Source organism: Neotabrizicola paludis, assembly GCF_044142105.1.
GTDB lineage: Bacteria > Pseudomonadota > Alphaproteobacteria > Rhodobacterales > Rhodobacteraceae > Pseudogemmobacter.
This window is the reverse complement of the sequence record NZ_JBGTYM010000013.1, coordinates 32,289-50,430: the sequence shown is the minus strand read 5'-3', so window position 1 is coordinate 50,430 and position 18,142 is coordinate 32,289. Positions and strand designations below refer to the sequence as shown.

16 protein-coding genes and 1 riboswitch are annotated in these 18,142 nt (G+C 65.0%); of the genes, 7 read left to right on the top strand and 9 right to left on the bottom strand.

What is annotated here, in order from left to right:
• The first annotated feature begins 62 nt into the window (after nt 1-62).
• The 5 genes from ACED67_RS20315 (at nt 63) to ACED67_RS20295 (ending at nt 5,621) form a co-directional block, all read left to right on the top strand.
• Nucleotides 63-536, top strand: coding sequence for an Lrp/AsnC family transcriptional regulator (locus ACED67_RS20315; RefSeq protein WP_395543560.1), 474 nt, complete (start codon nt 63-65; stop codon nt 534-536).
• Between the two features lie 164 nt (nt 537-700).
• Nucleotides 701-1,273 (top strand): RBBP9/YdeN family alpha/beta hydrolase, encoded by a 573-nt coding sequence (locus ACED67_RS20310; protein WP_395543559.1) that lies wholly within the window; start codon nt 701-703, stop codon nt 1,271-1,273.
• A 464-nt stretch (nt 1,274-1,737) separates the two neighbouring features.
• Nucleotides 1,738-2,898, top strand: a complete 1,161-nt coding sequence (locus tag ACED67_RS20305) for a fumarylacetoacetate hydrolase family protein (RefSeq protein ID WP_395543558.1) — start codon at nt 1,738-1,740, stop codon at nt 2,896-2,898.
• An 85-nt stretch (nt 2,899-2,983) separates the two neighbouring features.
• Nucleotides 2,984-3,184: riboswitch (cobalamin riboswitch) on the top strand.
• A gap of 117 nt (nt 3,185-3,301) precedes the next feature.
• Nucleotides 3,302-4,540: an aromatic ring-hydroxylating oxygenase subunit alpha gene (locus tag ACED67_RS20300; protein WP_395543557.1), complete on the top strand. Its 1,239-nt coding sequence runs from the start codon at nt 3,302-3,304 to the stop codon at nt 4,538-4,540.
• 4 nt (nt 4,541-4,544) lie between these two features.
• The gene (locus tag ACED67_RS20295; RefSeq protein ID WP_395543556.1) at nt 4,545-5,621 is read left to right on the top strand and encodes an FAD-binding oxidoreductase; all 1,077 of its coding nucleotides are present in this window, start codon (nt 4,545-4,547) and stop codon (nt 5,619-5,621) included.
• 77 nt (nt 5,622-5,698) lie between these two features.
• On the opposite strand, the gene ACED67_RS20290 is transcribed toward ACED67_RS20295, so the two are convergent.
• The 6 genes from ACED67_RS20290 to ACED67_RS20265 form a co-directional block, all read right to left on the bottom strand.
• Nucleotides 5,699-6,754 (bottom strand): DUF1513 domain-containing protein, encoded by a 1,056-nt coding sequence (locus ACED67_RS20290; RefSeq protein WP_395543555.1) that lies wholly within the window; start codon nt 6,752-6,754, stop codon nt 5,699-5,701.
• A 1-nt stretch (nt 6,755) separates the two neighbouring features.
• Complete coding sequence (locus ACED67_RS20285) at nt 6,756-7,730, bottom strand: imelysin family protein (RefSeq protein ID WP_395543554.1); 975 nt, start codon at nt 7,728-7,730, stop codon at nt 6,756-6,758.
• Nucleotides 7,730-9,262, bottom strand: coding sequence for a di-heme oxidoreductase family protein (locus ACED67_RS20280; RefSeq protein ID WP_395543553.1), 1,533 nt, complete (start codon nt 9,260-9,262; stop codon nt 7,730-7,732). The genes ACED67_RS20285 and ACED67_RS20280 overlap by 1 nt, the downstream gene beginning before the upstream one ends.
• Before the next feature lie 102 nt (nt 9,263-9,364).
• A complete protein-coding gene (locus ACED67_RS20275; protein WP_395543552.1) occupies nt 9,365-10,633 on the bottom strand; it encodes an imelysin family protein in 1,269 nt (422 codons plus the stop codon).
• Nucleotides 10,634-10,915: 282 nt separating this feature from the next.
• Nucleotides 10,916-12,691 (bottom strand): PQQ-dependent methanol/ethanol family dehydrogenase, encoded by a 1,776-nt coding sequence (locus ACED67_RS20270; RefSeq protein WP_395543551.1) that lies wholly within the window; start codon nt 12,689-12,691, stop codon nt 10,916-10,918.
• A gap of 202 nt (nt 12,692-12,893) precedes the next feature.
• Nucleotides 12,894-13,304, bottom strand: a complete 411-nt coding sequence (locus tag ACED67_RS20265; protein WP_395543550.1) for a c-type cytochrome — start codon at nt 13,302-13,304, stop codon at nt 12,894-12,896.
• A gap of 244 nt (nt 13,305-13,548) precedes the next feature.
• Between ACED67_RS20265 and ACED67_RS20260 the strand changes: the two genes are divergently transcribed.
• Together ACED67_RS20260 and ACED67_RS20255 are read left to right on the top strand one after the other, a co-directional pair.
• Complete coding sequence (locus ACED67_RS20260; protein ID WP_395543549.1) at nt 13,549-14,535, top strand: ABC transporter substrate-binding protein; 987 nt, start codon at nt 13,549-13,551, stop codon at nt 14,533-14,535.
• Nucleotides 14,532-15,158, top strand: coding sequence for an ABC transporter ATP-binding protein (locus ACED67_RS20255; RefSeq protein WP_395543548.1), 627 nt, complete (start codon nt 14,532-14,534; stop codon nt 15,156-15,158). Before ACED67_RS20260 ends, ACED67_RS20255 begins: the two co-directional genes overlap by 4 nt.
• An 80-nt stretch (nt 15,159-15,238) precedes the next feature.
• Here ACED67_RS20255 and ACED67_RS20250 read toward each other — a convergent pair whose 3' ends face one another.
• From ACED67_RS20250 to pedA1, 3 genes are all read right to left on the bottom strand, one after another.
• Entirely contained in the window at nt 15,239-15,781 is a 543-nt protein-coding gene (locus ACED67_RS20250) for an SEL1-like repeat protein (protein WP_395543547.1), read from the bottom strand.
• Between the two features lie 70 nt (nt 15,782-15,851).
• Nucleotides 15,852-16,805: a YVTN family beta-propeller repeat protein gene (locus tag ACED67_RS20245; protein WP_395543546.1), complete on the bottom strand. Its 954-nt coding sequence runs from the start codon at nt 16,803-16,805 to the stop codon at nt 15,852-15,854.
• 4 nt (nt 16,806-16,809) lie between these two features.
• Entirely contained in the window at nt 16,810-18,015 is a 1,206-nt protein-coding gene (gene pedA1 / locus ACED67_RS20240; protein ID WP_395543545.1) for a lanthanide ABC transporter ABC transporter substrate-binding protein PedA1, read from the bottom strand.
• Between the last annotated feature and the right edge of the window lie 127 nt (nt 18,016-18,142).

The window sequence follows — 18,142 nt, the reverse complement described above, 5'->3', positions numbered from 1 at the left end:
TTGTGGGCGGAACCGACCTGGTCGCCGTCTCTTGGTGCCGCACCGAACATTGGAGAAGAGCCATGGAAGACCTCGATCTGATCGACCGTAAGATCGTGGCCGAACTCATGCAGGATGCCACGCGTCCCATTGCGCAGATCGCCGACAGGGTCGGTCTGTCGCAGACGCCGTGCTGGAAACGCATCCAGAAGCTTGAGGCGGCGGGCGTCCTTACCGGCCGTGTCGCCTTAGCCGATCCCCTGGCCCTGGGTTTCGGGTTGACCGTCTTCGTCGGCATCGAGGCCCCCGATCACGGGCCTGACTGGCGTGACAGCTTTGCCGCCGCCACCGCCACCATTCCCGAGATCATGGCAGTGTACCGGATGGCGGGCGAGATGGATTATCTCCTCCACGTGGCCGTGCCGGACATGGAGGCCTATGACCGGCTCTACAAACGGCTCACCGATGCCGTTCCCATCCGCAACATCACATCGCATTTCGCGATGGAGCGGATCAAATACACCACCGCCTATCCCGTCGACACGCGAAACCGCTGATCCGGCAGCCTGTCGATCCCCGGGGGAAATTCTGCGGCGCGACGGGGGCCCAGAGAGAAAACTCTGCTGCGGGGCCGGGGCAGTTTGGAAGCACAATACACGACAAACATGGTAGTGTATTCTTAGTCCCCAGGTGGGGCGGTATGGTGAAAAGGAGATGGATCATGTCGAAGACGCTGATCGTTCCGGGGCTTGACGGCTCACCTGCACCGCATTGGCAGGATTGGTGGCTGACCGTTGAAGCCACGGCTCAGATGGTGGCCCTTTCGGACCCATCGCATCCGGTGCCGGCGGTTTGGGAATATGAGTTGGGCGAGGCCGTCCTGCGCAACCCCGACAGCATCCTGGTCGGCCATTCTCTGGGCGCCGTTCTGATCGCCCGTCTCCTGGCGCGCTACCCGCATCTGCCCGTGCGCGCCGCCCTGCTGGTGGCGCCTGCCGAGACGCGCGGCAGCGACCGCATTGGCCATTTTGGCCCGATCCCCGAGCGTCTGCTGCCTGTGCCCGCCACGGTTGTCGCCAGCCGCAACGATCCGTGGATGACATTGCCGCGCGCCCGGCAACTTGCCTCGTCCTGGGGGGCCCAGCTCGTCGATCTGGGCGAAGTGGGGCATATCAACGTCGCCTCCGGCTTCGGTCCCTGGCCGCAGGGGCGCGCCTTTCGCGACGCCTTGATTCTGCGCAGTGCGCGCGCACCCTTTGCCTGGGCCGCGCAAACCGCCTGGCGGGCGGTTTGACCACGTCTCCGCGCCGCAAGGTGACGCTGTTCCACCGGGGCAAGGGCGCGTGGGAAAAGATTTTGGGTGCATAATAACGATATAGTTGGTAGATAAATCAGCATAACGAGTCGCCCACGAACCGAAACCGGGATGCGCCGCCGCTGCCAGGCTCGCGTCCAGAAAGGCCACCGCTGCGGTGGCCGCAGTCCGAGGTCCGAGATGAACCGTCTGTTTCGCAACAGTGAACCCAGCCGCGCCGATTATGTCGGTCTTGCCGTCTTCGTTGTGATCCTGTCTGGCACCTTTGCGCTTTTGTTGATCTAGGTCTTTTGCTGCGGCGGTCGGCCGCGGACAGGGCTTTTCTATCGGCCTTCTCACGCGGGCTTGACGTTTCCACTGTTGCTCAAGCTGCCCCAACGCCCCATCACTGAGGCCATGGCGCGCGGCGGTCTGGCCGTGCCGGGCAACAAAGGGGCAGGGCGATGCAGATCAGGCTTGGCGCGGCGGATATCCTTCCCGCAGACCCTACTGCGCTTCTGCTCGGCCGCGTCTGGGCGCAGGCCTCGGGCGGGCCTTGCCCGATCCTTGTGCGGCGCGGTCAGGTTTTTGACCTGTCCCGTGTCTCGCCGACGGTCGCGGGCCTGCTTGAGCGCGAGTTTCTTACCGAAGATCTTGAAGACGATTTCCCCCTCCTTGGCGAGTTGGACGAGTTCCTGGCCCAAGGCGGAAATGAAGGCCCTGTCGGTCGGCTGCTTGCCCCCTGCGATCTCCAGCCGGTCAAAGCTGCGGGCGTCACCTTCGCGGGCTCGATGATCGAGCGCGTGATCGAAGAACGTGCCAAAGGAGAACCCGCCCGGGCCGAGGCCCTGCGCGGCGAACTGGCCGAAATCCTGGGTGGAAACCTGCGTGGCGTGGTGCCGGGCAGCGCCAAGGCGGCCGAGGTCAAGGCGCATCTGCAAAAGGCCGGGCTCTGGTCGCAATACCTTGAGGTCGGCATCGGCGCCGATGCAGAGATATTCACCAAGGCTCCGCCGATGTCTTCCCTGGGAAGCGGCGCGCAGATCGGCGTCCATCCGGCCTCGGTCTGGAACAACCCCGAACCCGAGGTCGTGCTGGCGATCAACTCGCGTGGGATCATCTGCGGCGCGGCGCTTGGCAATGACGTGAACCTGCGTGATGTCGAGGGGCGCTCGGCCCTGCTTCTTGGCAAGGCCAAGGACAATAACGGAGCCTGCGCCATTGGCCCCTTCCTGCGCCTCTTCACCCCCGATTTCCCACGCGAGCGGCTAGAAAGCCTGAAACTGACGCTCAAGGTCGAGGGTGAGGATGGCTTCATCCTGCAGGCCAGTTCCGATATGAGTCAGATCTCGCGCCCGCCGGCCGACATCGCCGAACAGACCCTGAACCTGAACCATCAATATCCCGACGGCGTCATGCTGTTCCTGGGCACCATGTTCGCTCCGGTGCAGGACCGCGACGGCAAGGGCCAGGGCTTCACCCATCATTGGGGCGACCGGGTCGAGATTTCATGCCCCGAACTTGGCCGCCTGGTGAACGAGGTCCAGCCCAGCGACCGCATCGCGCCCTGGAGCTTCGGCCTGCGCGCGCTGATGGAAAACCTCTCGCATCGGGGGCTGTTGTAGGCGGGGATTCCGCGCGCCGCGAGGGGTCCTGTCGGAAAGCGACGGGCGAATGTCGCCGTCGCGCTGCGGGCTCGTCGCTCCTGACATAGATTGAACCCTGCAAGGTGCCGCTGGCGACAGCGGAGAATTGGGAAGCCGGTGCAAGACCGGCGCTGCCCCCGCAACGGTGACGGGACAGGGGCGCGGCAATCGCCACTGGGGAAAGGGAGCCCCGGGAAGGCGCCGCGCCCGGGCCGCAAGGCCCATGGCCCGCAGCCCGGAAACCAGCCTTGCAGCAGACGTCAAGCCGCGGGCGGCGGTGCGGGCGATGGGCCGGGCGTTTCCCTCAGAAGCGCGCTCGCCGCCTTCGTCCCATTGCCCGTCAGCACTCCGAAAAAGCCCTGCCAGTCCAGAGGTCTAATCCATGTTGAGCCAGCCCGAAATTGCCGCCGAGCTTGCTGCCCGCCAGCCGAATTTCTCTCTCTCCCGCGCGCTGTATTGCGACGAGGGCACCTATGCCGCCGATCTGGAGCATGTCTTCTACCGCGAATGGCTTTTCGCCATCCCGGCCTGCGAGCTGGACCGCCCCGGCGCCTATGCCACGCTTCAGGTCGGCGCCTATCCGGTGGTGATCACGCGCGGCAATGACAGTGTGATCCGCGCCTTCCACAATGTCTGCCGCCATCGCGGCCAGCGCCTCTGTTCCAAGGACCATGGCCATACACCCAAACTCGTCTGTCCCTACCACCAGTGGACCTATGACCTTGACGGCAAGCTGCAATATGCCCGCGACATGGGCGAAGGCTTCGATGCCGGAAAGTTCGGCTTGAAGAAGGTCCATTGCGTCGATCTGGGCGGGATGGTCTTTGTCTGTCTGGCCGATGTGCCGCCGCCCATCGCCGAACTGGCCAAGCCGCTGATGTCTTACCTTGCGCCCTCGGGGCTGAAGGATGCCAAGGTCGCCTTCTCCTCAAGCATCGTGGAAAACGGCAACTGGAAGCTGGTGATCGAGAACAATCGCGAATGCTATCATTGCGGCGGCTCGCACCCTTCGCTGTGCCGCACCTTCTCGGACAACCCGAAGATTGGCGCGATGGACGGCCCGCATTCGGCCAGCGACGAGATCCTGGCCCACTGGACCCGCTGCGAAGGGGCTGGCCTGCCTTCGCGCTTCGTGATGCACCCGACCTCGCAATGGCGCCTGGCGCGGATTCCCCTGCTGAACAATGCCGAAAGCTACACGATGAGCACCAAAGCGGCGGTGGCCAAGCGCATGGGCGCCATGCCCTTTAACGATGCGGGCAGCCTGCTGTTCTTCCATTACCCGAACACCTGGAACCACTTCCTCGGTGATCATGCCATCGTCTTCCGCGTTCTCCCGATCAGCGCGACCGAAACTCAGGTGACTACGAAATGGCTGGTCCACAAGGACGCGGTTGAAGGCAAGGATTACGACCTCGAAACCCTGACCCGCGTCTGGCTGAACACCAATGACGAGGATCGTCTGGTGGTCGAGGAAAACCAGAAGGGCATCCTGTCGCCCGCCTATGAACCCGGCCCCTATTCGATGATCCAGGAAGAGGGCGTGGTGCAGTTCGTCGACTGGTACTGCCGGCTGATGGAAGGGCGCCTGTCGCCCCGCCCCGCGATGGCGGCGGAGTGATCCCATGCCCAAGCAAAGGATGAACTGGTCGGCCGAACCCTGGAACGACAGCGAGCTTCTGGAATGCGCGATGATAGTGCCGGAAAACGGCGACACCGCCTCCTTCACGTTCCGCGCGCCCTCGGGCGCCTGGTTCGACTACCAACCCGGCCAGTTCGTCACGCTGGAACTGCCGGTGAAGGGCGGGCCGATCCAGCGCACCTACACGATCTCCTCCTCGCCTTCGCGCCCGCTGTCGATCTCGATTACGGTCAAGGCGCAGTCGACCAGCGAGGGCACGCGCTGGATGCTAGACCATCTGAAGCCAGGCATGAAGATCAAGGCCTATGGGCCATCGGGAATCTTCTCCTTCCATCGCCACAAGGCCGCGAAATATCTGTTCATTTCCGCTGGCTCGGGCATTACGCCGATGATGTCGATGACAACCTGGGCCTGGGATTCGGGCGAGATGCCCGACATCACCTTCGTCCATGCCGCGCGGCGGCCCTCGGAAATCATCTTCCGCGAAAGGCTTGAGCAATTCGCCAATCGCGTCCCCGGCCTGAAGCTGCGCTTCACCGTCGAAGAGCCCGATCCCTTCCGGTCCTGGCCGGGGTATCTGGGCCGCCTGAGCCAGATCATGCTGGGCCTTATGGCGCCTGACTACCTTGAGCGCGAAGTGTTCTGCTGCGGCCCCGAACCCTTCATGCAATCGGTCCGAGAGATGCTGGTCTCGCTGGGCTATGACATGGACCGCTATCATCAGGAAAGCTTCGGCGCGCCAGTGAAGACCGAAGCCGAGGCCCCGGTGATCGACGATGTCGCCCCGGTCGAAGGCGCGCGGGCCGAGATCACCTTCGCGACCTCGGGCGTCACCACGCGCTGCGAGGAAACCGACACGGTGCTGGCGGTGGCGAAACGGTCTGGTCTGAACATCCCTTCGGGCTGCAATTTCGGCCTTTGCGGCACCTGCAAGGTCAAGAAGACCGCGGGCGACGTGCATATGGTCCATAATGGCGGCATCAGCGACGAGGATATCGCCGCCGGCTATATCCTGGCCTGTTGCTCGAACCCGATGGGCAAGATCGCGGTCGAAGTCTGAGGCGTAGCGCCCGAGCGCCACATCCGGGGGAGGGCGCCCTCGGACCCGCATGGGCTATTTGTGCCAGGACGAAGGGCTCAGACCCCGACAGGGACAAGATGATTGTCCCAGGCAACGCTTTCCTGCGACAGCGGGGTCAGCGTCTCGGCATCCGCCCGCCACAGCCCGCCCGCGCCGTCGGTGGCCATGAACGCATCTCCCAAGGGCGCAACGCCCGCCAGATCGGCGCGGCGATGGGTGGCAAGATACTGGCCATCCTCGGCGAAAAGCATCACCGCCCCGCCCTTGGGCGAGGTCAGCGCCACCATCCCGCCCGCGCAGGCGATCGAGCCGGCATAGCCCTGCATCGTGAACATCTCGGCATCCGCCGCCTGACAGAGAATAGGCGCCGCGCCGGGCGTCCAGAGGCCCAGAAGCGGGACGGGATCGGCCGCGTCGCCCTCCCATTGCATGGCAAAGGCCACGCTGCTTCCGGCCAGAGCAAGGTGGCGGATCGAGTTCTGGTGCAGCTCATCTGGCAGTTCCGCCAGATCGAGCAGCGCGCCATCCGCCGACAGCAGCGCCAGATTGGGGCGCATGTCCGGCAGGTTCAGTTTGGTGCGGTCGCTCGGATCGGTCTGGATGCCGCCATTGGCGATGACGATACGTCCGTCAGGCAGGCGCTTGATGTCATGTGGACCGACGCCATGGCTGTCCCATTCGCCGATCCGGGTGAAGCCCTTGGTCTCCCACAGCCCCACGCGGCCGGCCGAGCCTTCGGCGACAACTTCGCTGGTCATCAGCAGGCTGCCATCGTCGGAAAAGGCACCATGGCCGTTGAACTGGCGGCCCTCGGGCGGGGTCAGCCGGTGCGCGATCTCACCTGTCCGGCAATCCAGCACCAGCGCGAAAGTGCCGGGACGGCGGGCGAAGGCGACGGCCAGAGGACGCGAGGGATGGGCCGATGCGGCGTGGCCGCGGGCGGGAAGCGGCAGGGAGAAGAGAGATTTTCCTTCGCTATCAATTCCATAAAGGACGAAGCTCTCACCTATCTTTCCGGCGGAGAGATACTTGGGGCTGCCTGCATCCGCCCAGGTTGGCACCGGCAAAGTCAGCGCCGCCAGCCCGGCCAGAAACCCGCGTCGCGTTGCCATGTCAGTCCCCATCCGCTGCGTTGAAGCCAAGATCCACATCCAGCTCGCGCGCCAATTCGTCCAGCGCTTTTTGCCGAATGAAATCAATAGATTGTTGCAGGATTTGCAGTTTGAGCCAGCCGCCCGGGCTGGCTGCGCCGTCAAAGGTCGGATCTTTCAGGCTGCGCGCCAGCAGGATCGATCGGTCAAAGGCGGCCAGGGTCTGCGGCGCGTCCGGGGTCAGCACTTCGGTCATGTGGCGCAGCGCCACCAACGTCAGCAGCACATTGCGCGCCGACCGCCCCGAGGCCTTCGCCTCCGCCAGGTCCGGACGCGGCTTGTCGAACGTGCCCATCGGCCGACCGACGCGCAGGTCCTTGAGCGTTTCCAGAGCCGTGGCGATCTGGGTGAACAGCGCCTGCCGCACTTCTGGCCGCGAAAGGAAAGTGGTGTTTCCGGGCTCTCCGGCGGTCAAGAGCACGTCGGCATAGCCGCCCATCCAGGCGGCATCGATCTCGGCCGCCATCCGCGCCAGGTCAGCGGCCGTGGCCCGGATCAGCGGGCAGGTCTCCTGCGCCGGGGGCTCGGCGGGATAGAGCAGGCGTTCGAGACCAAAGAAGCCGCGCGCCGCAACCGATTGTTCGGCAAAGGCTTCCGGCGCCAGCAGGGCGCGGTCGCCCGCCAGGAGGGCCTTTTGCGCCTTCGCCCCCAGCCCCTTGGGATCGGGCCAGAAGCTGATCGCCAAAGCGCGCCCCTCATCCTCGGCCGGGCCGATGCGCAGCCAACCGACCTCAAGCCAGGCATCCCAGGCGGCATTGAAGGGTTCGGCCAGCGCGGCGGGGTCGCAGGTCTGCGCGGCTTTGGCCGCCAGCGCGGCCGCGGCGGCATCAAAGACCGCATAGCCGGGCAGAAGCCGGTCCTTCACCGCCTGCGGATAGTCGGCAAGGACAGGACCGGCCAGCAAGGCAAGCGCGGCGAGAGGGGTAAGAAGACGCATCACAGGCTCTCCAGGAAAGCGACCAGATCGGCGCGGTCGGGGGCGGGCAGGGCCATGAAGCCGTCACGTGCGGCCTGGGCCTCGCCGCCATGCCACAGGATCGCTTCGGTCAGGTCGCGGGCGCGGCCATCATGCAGGAACTGGCTGTGCGCCGACACCTGTTTCGTCAGCCCGATTCCCCACAGCGGTGCGGTGCGCCATTCGTTGCCGGTGGCGCGGCCCTCGGGCCGGCCATCTGCCAAGCCGGGCCCCATGTCATGCAGCAGAAGATCCGAATAGGGCCAGATCAACTGGAAGCTCTGTTCCGGCCGACCCTTCAGCCTTGCGGTCACGAATTTCGGCACATGGCAGGATTGGCAATTCAGCCCGTAGAAGGCCGCCTTGCCGCGCAGCACCGCCGGATCGTCCAGCTTCACCCGCTCCGGCACGCCCAGATTGCGTGAATAGAAGGTCACCAGATCAAGGCTTTGATGGTCCACTTCCAGCCCGTCGCGCACCCCGTCTTCCTGCCCCACGGCGCCGGCGCGGCAGTCCGTCTGCGCTGCGGTGCAATCGCCATGGGGGTCGGGATGCAGGGCGGTCGACAGGCCCATATCGCCGGAAAACGCTCCGGCGGACTGCTCCTTGATCGTTGGGGCGCCTGCCTTCAGTCCGAACCGTCCCAGCATCGGGACGCCGAATTCGACCGAGAGCACCACCTGCGCCCGGCCCGAGATGCCATCACCATCGGCATCTTCAGGGTCGGCATGGGCCAGGATATCGGCGGCGGGGATCGCCTCGAGCAGCCCCAGACCAATCATCTGCGGCGCCACCCGGGGCGAGAGCATCAAATCCGGGGCAGGGGCGCCAGTCGCGGGGTTCGAAAAGGCATAGGTGGGTTGCCGCAGGGTGACCAAGGTGCCATCCGGGAAGGTGACCGGCAGGTCGGAATAGCTGATCTCCATCCTGCCCTCGGGAGCCAGGCCGGGACTGGCCAGATCCTGCAACTGGCCGCCATAGATCGGGTCGGGTTGGGTCGCGAGCCAGTCGGCGATGCCCTCGGGCGAAGGACCGCCCGGCACGGAAAGGCGCAGGAACATCGACACTCGCCCGTCTTCCGGCCCTTCGGGCGGATGGCCTCGTCCATCCTTCAGATGGCAATCCTGACAGGCGCGGGCGTTGAAATACGGCCCAAGCCCGTCCGAAGCCTTGGTCGAAGAGGGCGCGGCAATCCAAGCCTTGCGGAACAGCGCATTGCCGAGCTTGAAGTTCATCTCGCCTTCGGGGGGCGTATTGGCCGAGAACTGCGAAAAAGCATCCGCCGTATCGGTGCGCCGCACCGAAGCCGCACCACCGGGTTTGGCCTCGAAGGCTTCGGGTTTCGAGAAATCGCCCGCGGGGGCCAAAACCTTGGCGATGCGGGCCTCTTCGGCCTTGGTGCGGGGAAGGGCGTCAAGCTGGGGGTCGCCAAGCGGCTGCAGGGCGGGGCTTTCGGCGGCCAGCGGCAGGGCGGGCAGCGCCAGAAGCAGGGTAAAGGAAAGGCGGCGAAGCATTGTGTGGCTCCTTTCGCCGCCCTTCCTTACTTCATTTCCTGACCATTTCAATCGGAAAATGCAGCCTGCGGCCATGATGCCGCAGAGCCGGGCCGGTCTGCCTTACTGGAAGACCGCATTCGGGTTGTCGAGACTGTCCGAACCTTCGAACTCGATCTTCGACAGGCCAAGCGCACCCACCGCCCGCTCGATCGAGGCGGTCTGGGCCACCAGCGCATCCACGCCGCCCATGATCAGCGCCTCGCCTTCCTTGTTGCCGGCTTCCAGCATCATGTCATAGGCGAATCCGCCTTCCGCCGCCGTCTTGATCGCGCCAAGGGCTGCGACGGTGGCATCCAGCTCGCCTTTCAACTGGGCGTCGATGGTGGGGTCTTTCGCCGCGACAAGCTCGGATAATGAAGGGCCGGAAACCACGGTCCCGTCCGTCCGCGTATAGCTGCCCAGATAGACATTGCGGATGCCGACACCATCGTAGAAGTGGCTGTTATAGGTGTTGTCCGAGAAGCAGTCCTGTTCTTCCTCGGGGTCGTTCAACATCAGGCCAAGCTTCATCCGCTCGCCCGCCAATTCGCCGTAGGACAGGCTGCCCATCCCGGTCAGCATGGCAAGGACGGCCGTCTGCGGATCTTTCAGAACATTGGCCCGCGCGGCGCCGCCTTCAGCCCATGCCTTGGCCATATAGTCCAGGTCCGAGACAAGCAGATCGGTCGCCGCCACCAGATAGGCGGCGCGTCGGTCGCAATTGCCATGGGTGCAGCCATCACCCTGAACATAGTCGGTATAGGGCCGGTCCCCCGCGCCAGGGCCGGTGCCGTTCAGGTCCTGGCCCCAGAGCATGAACTCGATGGCGTGATAGCCCGAGGCGACATTGGCCTCGATCCCATCCGCCTCGTGCAGCGTGCTGCCGATCAGTTCGGGCGTGATGGCCGTCGCGTCGATTTCGCTGCCGGACAGCGTGAATTTCGGTGTCGCGACCACGTTCAGCCCGGCCAGCGCGTTTTCCTCGTTCACCGCGCTGCCTTCCTCGACATAGTCGATCAGGCCCTCGTCCAGCGGCCAGGCATTCACCTTGCCCTCCCAATCGTCGACGATCGGGTTGCCAAAGCGGAAGACTTCCGACTGCTGATAGGGCACCCGCGCCGCTTTCCAGGCAGTGCGCGCGGCCTCAAGCGTCTCGCCCGAAGGGGCGGCCACGAAAGCGTCAACCGCGGTTTTCAACGCCTGGCCGGTGATCAGCGCGTCGCCAAAGGTAGCGGCGGCCAGCTCGACGTAATTGCTCGCGACAGCGTCAGGTTCGGCGGCGAGGGCCGGTATGGCAAGGGCGGGGGCCACCAGGGCAGTGGTCAGGGCAAGGGCGGAAAGGCGGGGCATCGGGCGTCCTTCGGTCTGTGGCGGCGGGGGCCGGGGCGCTTGCCCCCGGGGCCGCGATTTCGCGCATGTCCGGCTTGCCCCGATCAGGGCTGGCTTGGTTCCGTTTATTTCCGACAAAAACAATCAGTCGTAAAGTCGGAATTTCCGGCCGACAGCGATCCCGCGCGCATCTTGCTGCGAATAAACGAGAAACGCGCCGCCCGTTCCGGGGCGGCGCGTCCTGGCAAAAGCGGCCTTGCTTCGGTCAGACCGTCAGGCAAGGCCACGAAGCCCGCGCAGGGGTCAATTCGAGGCCAGTTCCTTCGGCAGCTTGAACACCCAGACAGTGCCGCCCTGGTTCAGGTAGTTGACCTTCTTGGCCACTTCACCGCCCCACAGCGGCACGGCACCGCCCCAGCCCGAGACCACGGCGACATATTGCTCGCCATCCTCTTCCCAGGTCACAGGCTGCCCGACGATGCCCGAGCCGGTCTGGAAGTGCCACAGCTCCTTGCCGGTCTCGTCATCCAGTGCCTTGAACTCACCTTCCGGCGTGCCGAAGAACACCAGACCGCCTGCGGTGGTCATCACGCCGCCCCAAAGCGGGGCCTCGTTCTTGTACTCCCACTTCCATTCGCCGGTCATCGGGTCGATCGCCTTGAGCGAGCCGATATGGTCCTCGTAATTCGGCTTGATGGTGAAGCCCGCGCCCAGATAGGCCGCGCCCTTCTTGTAGGTGATCGGCTCGTTCCAGATGTCCATGCCCCACTCGTTCGAGGGCACATAGAACAGGCCGGTCTTCTGGCTAAAGGCCATCGGCATCCAGTTCTTGCCGCCCAGGAACGAAGGCGAGGCAAAGACCATGTCACCCTTGGCGCCATCGGCCGATTTCGACGGATCTCCCGGGCGGTTGTCCTCGTTGAAGATCGGGCGGCCATTCTCGTCGATGCCCTTGGCCCAGGTGATATCCTTCACAAAGGGCCAGGCGTTCAGGAATTTCCCGTCCTCGCGGTTGAGGATGTAGAAGAACCCGTTGCGGTCGGCCGTGGCGAATTTCTTGGCGCCGTCCTTGTCTGTGAAGGCGATCACCTCGTTCACGCCATCATAGTCCCAGCCCTCGCGCGGGGTGGTCTGGAAGTGCCACTTGATCTCGCCATTGGTCGGGTCGATGCCGATGCGGCTGGCGGCATAGAGGTTGTCGCCCTTGTTGCCCTCGACCGGGGTGCCGGCGTTGCGCAGGTGGCTGTTCCAGGGCGAGGGGTTGCCCGCGCCGAAGATGATCGTCTTGGTTTCGATGTCATAGCTGCCGCCCAGCCAGGTGGCACCGCCGCCGGTCTTCCACAGATCGCCCGGCCAGGTGGCGTTCAGCTCACCGGTCATGGTGCTTTCCTTGCCCATGTAGGTGCCCATATTGCCTTCGATGGTCGGGCGGGTCCAGACCAGCTCGCCTGTCTCGGCGTTGCGGGCCTGCACTTCGCCAACGATGCCGAATTCACCGCCCGAATTGCCGGTGATCACCAGCCCGTCCACGATCAGGGGCGCGGCAGTATAGCTGTAGCCTTCCTTGTACTCGGCGATCTTCTTGTTCCAGACCACGTCGCCGGTCTTGAGGTTCAGGGCGACGATGCGCGCGTCCAGCGTGCCGAAATAGATGTTGTCGCCATAGATCGCCGCGCCACGGTTGATCACGTCGCAGCAGGGCAGGATGCCTTCGGGAAGACGGGCGTCATATTGCCAGACTTCCTTGCCGGTCTTCAAATCCACCGCATAGAGCCGCGAATAAGAGGCGGTGACATACATCATTCCGTCATAGATCAGCGGCTGGGTCTCTTGCCCGCGCTGCTTCTCGCCGCCGAAGGAAAAGGCCCAGACCGGCACCAGCTTGGACACATTGTCCTTGTTGAGGATTTCCAGCGGACTGAAGCGCTGAAGGTCGCGCCCCATTCCGTTGGTCAGCACATCGCCGGTCGAGGCCTCGTCCCCCGCAAGGTCCTCTTCGGTGATTCCGGCCATCGCCGGACTCCACATCGTCTGCGCGGCAAGCAGGGTGGCCGTTACGGCCACGGCAAAACGGTTCATCGGTATCCTCCCGTGGATGCAGCGAGGATTTGCGCGACCCGTGTCCTCGTGACGCCTGGCCGCACGCCCTCTGCCCGGCATCATCCGCGTGATCACGGGAATGTGGGAATTGCACCAAGGTCGTAAGCCGGGGGGGCAAAAGGTCGTAGTTTTCTGCCCGCCCGCCCAAAATCAGCTCCGCGGATGCCGGGGCCGGGTGGCGCTATTGCGCCGGGCCCAGCGTCTTTAGATAGGACAGGATAAAATCCTGTATCACCGGATCGCTGATGCCGACGTGGCGCATCTTCGTGCCCGGAACGAGGCCGGTATTATCCTCCATCCAGGCGCGCAGCGCGCCTTCGGTCCAAGTGAAGCCGGCCTTGGCCAGCGCCTCTGAATAGGGATAGTCGGGGAATTTCCCTGCCGGGCGCCCGACCACACCTTCCAGAAGCGGACCATAGCTGGACTTCTCGGCATCGGTTGCGTGGCAGCGGCGGCATTCGCTGGCAAAGAAGGCCGCCCCGGCATCTATCTTGATCTGCTGGTCGATCCCGGTTTCGGCCAGGACGGGCGCTGCGGTGACGAGCAGCGGGACCAGAAAGGTTGCGGCAAGGGAAAGGCGGGTCTGGGTCATGGCTCATCTCCTGCGGTCGCCTGATCGGACTGGATCGACTGGGCGCGCTTCCCTCGCGACGGTCCTTGACACAGGTCAAGCGTGTTCTTGTGCTTTGGTCGTATGTCGGGGCGGAACCCTGCCTGAAGCTGCCGGTCGCAGGCCCGGCTTGGCCTTTGGTCTAATAGGCAGCAGACGGGCCGCTGCTATCGTTTCCGGCCAGGGAGAGGCCGGGCATGTCCGATCCGGCCACAGGGAGGTTGGAATGTTCGTAGCACGCAACTGGGCGGCGGCCTGTGCCCTGGCCCTGGCCGGGATCCAGTTTCCAACGCTTGCCGGAGCCGAGGAAACCACATTGCGCATCGCGACCCAGGTCGCGGGCACCGTCAATTGGGAGATCAGCACGATCACCAGCCACGGCTTCGACAAGGCGCAGGGACTGAAGCTTGAGGTTCAGGATGTCGCCGCCGGTCCTGCGGCACAATTGGCGCTTTTGGCCGGAGAGGCCGATGTGATCGTCTCCGACTGGCTCTGGGTGGCGCGCGAACGCGCCGAAGGGCAGGATCTGGTCTTCATCCCCTACAGCCGCGCCGTGGGCGCACTGCATGTGCCGGGCGACAGTCCGGCCCGGAAACTGTCGGATCTTGCGGGCAAGAAGATCGGTGTTGCGGGCGGGCCGGTCGACAAGTCCTGGCTGATCCTGCGCGCCTACGCGCAGAAGGTGGAGGGTTTCGATCTGGCGGGGCAGACCGAACAGGTCTTCGCCGCCCCGCCTCTGGTCTTCGAGACGGCGCTGTCGGGCGAACTGGATGCCGCCGTGAACTTCTGGCATTTCGGCGCCAAGATGGAGGCGGCGGGGATGCGGCCGCTGATCACGGTGGCGCAGGCCGGCGCGGCGCTGGGCCTAGACCCGGACACGCCGCTTCTGGGTTATGTGGTGCAGGGCAAACTTCTGGCCGAGCATCCCGACGTCGTGCAGGGTTTGGCCGCGGCCAGCCGTCAGGCCAAGGATCTGCTGGCGACCGATGATAAGGCCTGGGAGGATCTTCGCCCGCTGATGAAGGCCAAGGATGACGCACAGTTCGAGGCGCTGAAGGCGGGCTTCCGCGCTGGCATCCCGGAGCCTGGCCCGGTCGATGAGGCGGCAGCGGCCAAGATGCTGGAAATCATGGCCAGCCTTGGCGGCGAAGACCTTGTCGGCAAGATGACCACGCTGCCCGCAGGCGTCTTCCTGCAGCCTTCCGCCAAATGACCATGGCCGCCCCCGCCCTGTCGCTGCGCCTGACGCAAGCGGGCTATGGCGCGGGGGCGCCCGTGCTTGGCCCATTGGACCTTGTCGTCGCGCCGGGCGAGACGCTGGGCATTATGGGCCCGTCCGGCGTGGGCAAGACCACGCTGATGCGCATTCTGGCCGGGCTGCACAGACGCTTTTCGGGAAGCCGCAATGTCGCGGGCCGGCTGGCCATGGTGTTCCAGGATCCGATGCTGCTGCCCTGGCGGCGCAGCGACCAGAACCTGACGCTGGTCACCGGTTGCTCCGAGCCTGAGGCCCATGCCGCCATGGCCGATGTCGGCCTTGCCGGGCTGGAGGCGCGCTATCCCGGCGCGCTGTCGCTGGGCCAGCAGCGCCGCCTTGCGCTGGCGCGCGCCTTCGCGGGCAGGCCGACGGTGCTTCTGCTGGACGAGCCCTTCGTTTCACTCGACGCCGCGACCCATGCCGAGATGTTGGCCCTCTTCCTGCGTCTGCGCGCCGAAGCTGACGTGGCAACTGTGCTGGTGACCCATTCCGAAGCCGAGGCCACGGCCCTGTGTGACCGGGTACTCTGGCTCGACGGCCGGCCGGCCCGGCTCGCTGCGCGCGCTCAGGCTGCTTAGCGCGCGGCGGGACGGATCTTCGAGGGTTTCACAGCCCCGCACCCCCGCGCAGTATTTGGGCCAAGATGAAGCGGCAGGCGCTAGAACAGCCGTTCGCCGTATTTCCAGTTATCGGCATCGGGCGTGACTTCATCGAGGTCATATTCCGCCTCTTGCAGCCGCTTGGCCGTGGGCAGGCCCGCTTCGGCCGCGCGGTCGATCAGCGCCCGGCCGCCCGCCTCGTCCAGCGCCGTGCCGCGCCCGCGCATCTTGTCGAGACCGTAATTGAACAGGCCGACCGGATCGCCCGCCTCGGCGGCCATGCGGTCCCATTCCGCGGCCGCCGCCGGGTCTTCGGGCGCGCCCAGCCCGTTGTCGTCAAGCTGCGACATCCAGGTCATCGCGCCGGTATAGCCTGCGGCGGCGCACAGTTCGAACACCTCGCGCGCTTCGGCATGGCGGCCGGATTTGGTGATCATGTAGCCCATGGCGCAATTGGGCATCGAGACAATGCCTTGATCTGTATCCGATAGGACGCGGCTCAAGGACAGCTCTTCGGGGTTCAGCGTGCCGCCGCCGCCATCCTCGTCCTGGGCAAGGGCGGGTAGGGGCAGGGCCAAGAGCGCCAGCAGGATTGTTCGCATCGTTTCCTCCATCCTGTACCGTCATGCTGCGCCCGAAGGCACCGCTCGGCAATCCGGTCTTGGTTGATCCTCAGGGCCGGGCCGCGGCCCCCCACGGAAAGCGGCCGACCTTGACCGTGTTCACCGCGGTCTCGGAGGCGACATTGATCACCGTCACATCGCCCGAGACGCCATTGGTGGTGAAGAGAAGGGTCTGATCAGGCGAGAATTCCAGATGCCAGACCCGGCGCCCGACCAGGATGTAATTCGTCACCTGGAATGTCGCCGTATCCACCACGGCGACGTGGTTCGAAGGCCCCAGCGCCACGAAGGCGCGCTTGCCATCGGGCGAGAAGCGCAGACCGACCGGCTGGACCAAGTCGTCGCTGACGCCGGGAATGGCGAAATCGATCTTGGCAATCTGTGTCTGGCCCTTGGTTTCGAAGACTGACACCGTGCCACCGATCTCGGCCGTCACCCAAAGCTGCGCGCCATCGGCGGTGAATTCAGCGTGGCGGGGGCGGCTGTCGACCAGGGTATTCGCGAAAAGCTCATGCGTCTCGGTGTTGATCCAATGCGCCATATTCGTGGTTTCCGAGGTCGTGATCGCCACCTTGCCATCCGGGCTGACCGCCATGCCCTCGGGTTCGATGCCGACATTGATCTGCGCCACCACCTTGCGGCTTTCGGTATCGACCACGGTCGTCACCGCATCGTTTTCATTGGCGATGTAGAGATGGCGGTCATCGGGGGCGAGGACGAACTGCTCGGGGTCTTCGCCCGAGGGTAGCTCATGCAGGATCTCGCCCGTGGCCGGGTCCATCACCTGCACGGTGTTGCTGTCAGAGGCGCAGATGTAGAGCCGCGAGAAATCCTTGGAGAAGGTGATGCCGCGGGGGCGTTCGCCGGTGGGATAGGTCTTGATGACCTGCAAGGTCGCCACGTCGATCACGCTGACCGTGTCATCCTTTTCATTCGTCACCCAGATTTCGGCGGCCAGCGCGGGTTGAGCGAGGACAAGAAGGGCGGTCAGAACATGGCGCATCGGATCAGTCCTTGAAGGCGGTGCATTGGCTTTCGGGCGCATCAAGGCCCAGCGTGTCGGTCTCGTTCACCGGGTGCAGGAAGCCATCGACCGGGGCCATGGCGACCAGGGCGCGGGCGTTCGCCACCGGGATCGGCTGCCGGAGCTGGCCGTTCCAGGGCCGGAACGACAGGCCACGGCCCTTGAACCCGTCAAGCTGGAAAGCGTCCGACAGCAGATAGGCGCGCAGGGATGCCGGGTCGGCCTTTCCGGTGCGCGTCACCGCCTCGGCAATGGCGCGCACAGCGGCCCAGGCGGCGAAATCGCGCCCTTGCATCTCGCGCCCGGCCTGGGCCTCGAAGCGTTCCTGCAACTGCACGGCCCCCCATTGTTCCAGGACCGGCGCCCAGGCCGCGGGCACCATGCCTTCCGATCCGGCCACCGGGCGGGGCAGGAAGGTGTTGTCGGGCACATATCGGCCGAAATCCTGGGTCTCGTCGGCCACCAGAAGCACGTCATGGTCCGGCAGGTCCATCAGGAAGGGCGGCAGTTCCACAACCGCCGCGCGGCGCAGATCAGTGTCGAAAGTCCAGGGCTTTTCGCCCACAATTTCGAGTCCAAATTTCGCCGCCGAGCGGCGCAGGTGATCGGCGAAGGCCTGATCGGCGGGCTTGGGACCGACGACCAGCGCCAGATGCGTCCAGCGCTTTGCCGTCAGAACCTGCATCAAGGCATCGGTCCGCGCCCCATCCTCGGGGATCGTGTGCAACAGGTTCGCCCGGCAGTCGGCCGAGCGCAGCGCGTCGTCCCCGGCGCTGCTATTGAACAGAAGCTTGCCCTTGGCCTCGGGCAGATCGGCTACGGCCAGCAGCGCCGGGGCAGGGGCGTCGAGCACGACAAGGTCGGCCTCCAAAAGCGCCGCTTTCGCTTCGGTTGCCGTATCGGCCCCGGGGGCAAGGCTGACGACAGTCAAGGAATAGTCATGTCCCAGGAAGGACCCGGTCGTGCGGTTGTCGGCGATCGCCAGTTCCGCCCCCGCAAGGCCCAGATCATCGGGCACGGCATCGAGGTTCGAAAGGACTGGCGGGCGGTCGACCTCTTGCCGCAGGTAAAGAACCTTCACCGCCAGCGTCTCGGCCCCGGCAGGCATGGCCAAACCCAGCACGAGCGCCATGAAGACGGGCTTTGCCCAGTGGGCGAAGCCCGGCGATATGCGGTGCGATGCGGCCATTTTTCTCCCTCTCTGCCCATGCTTGCGCAAAAGGCGCGGCCCGGCCTATCAGACCAAGGTCGTAAAGCGGGCCGAAGGGCGCGGGATCGGCACGAAAGTCTAATTCCTGCATCCGGGGTTCTGGAAT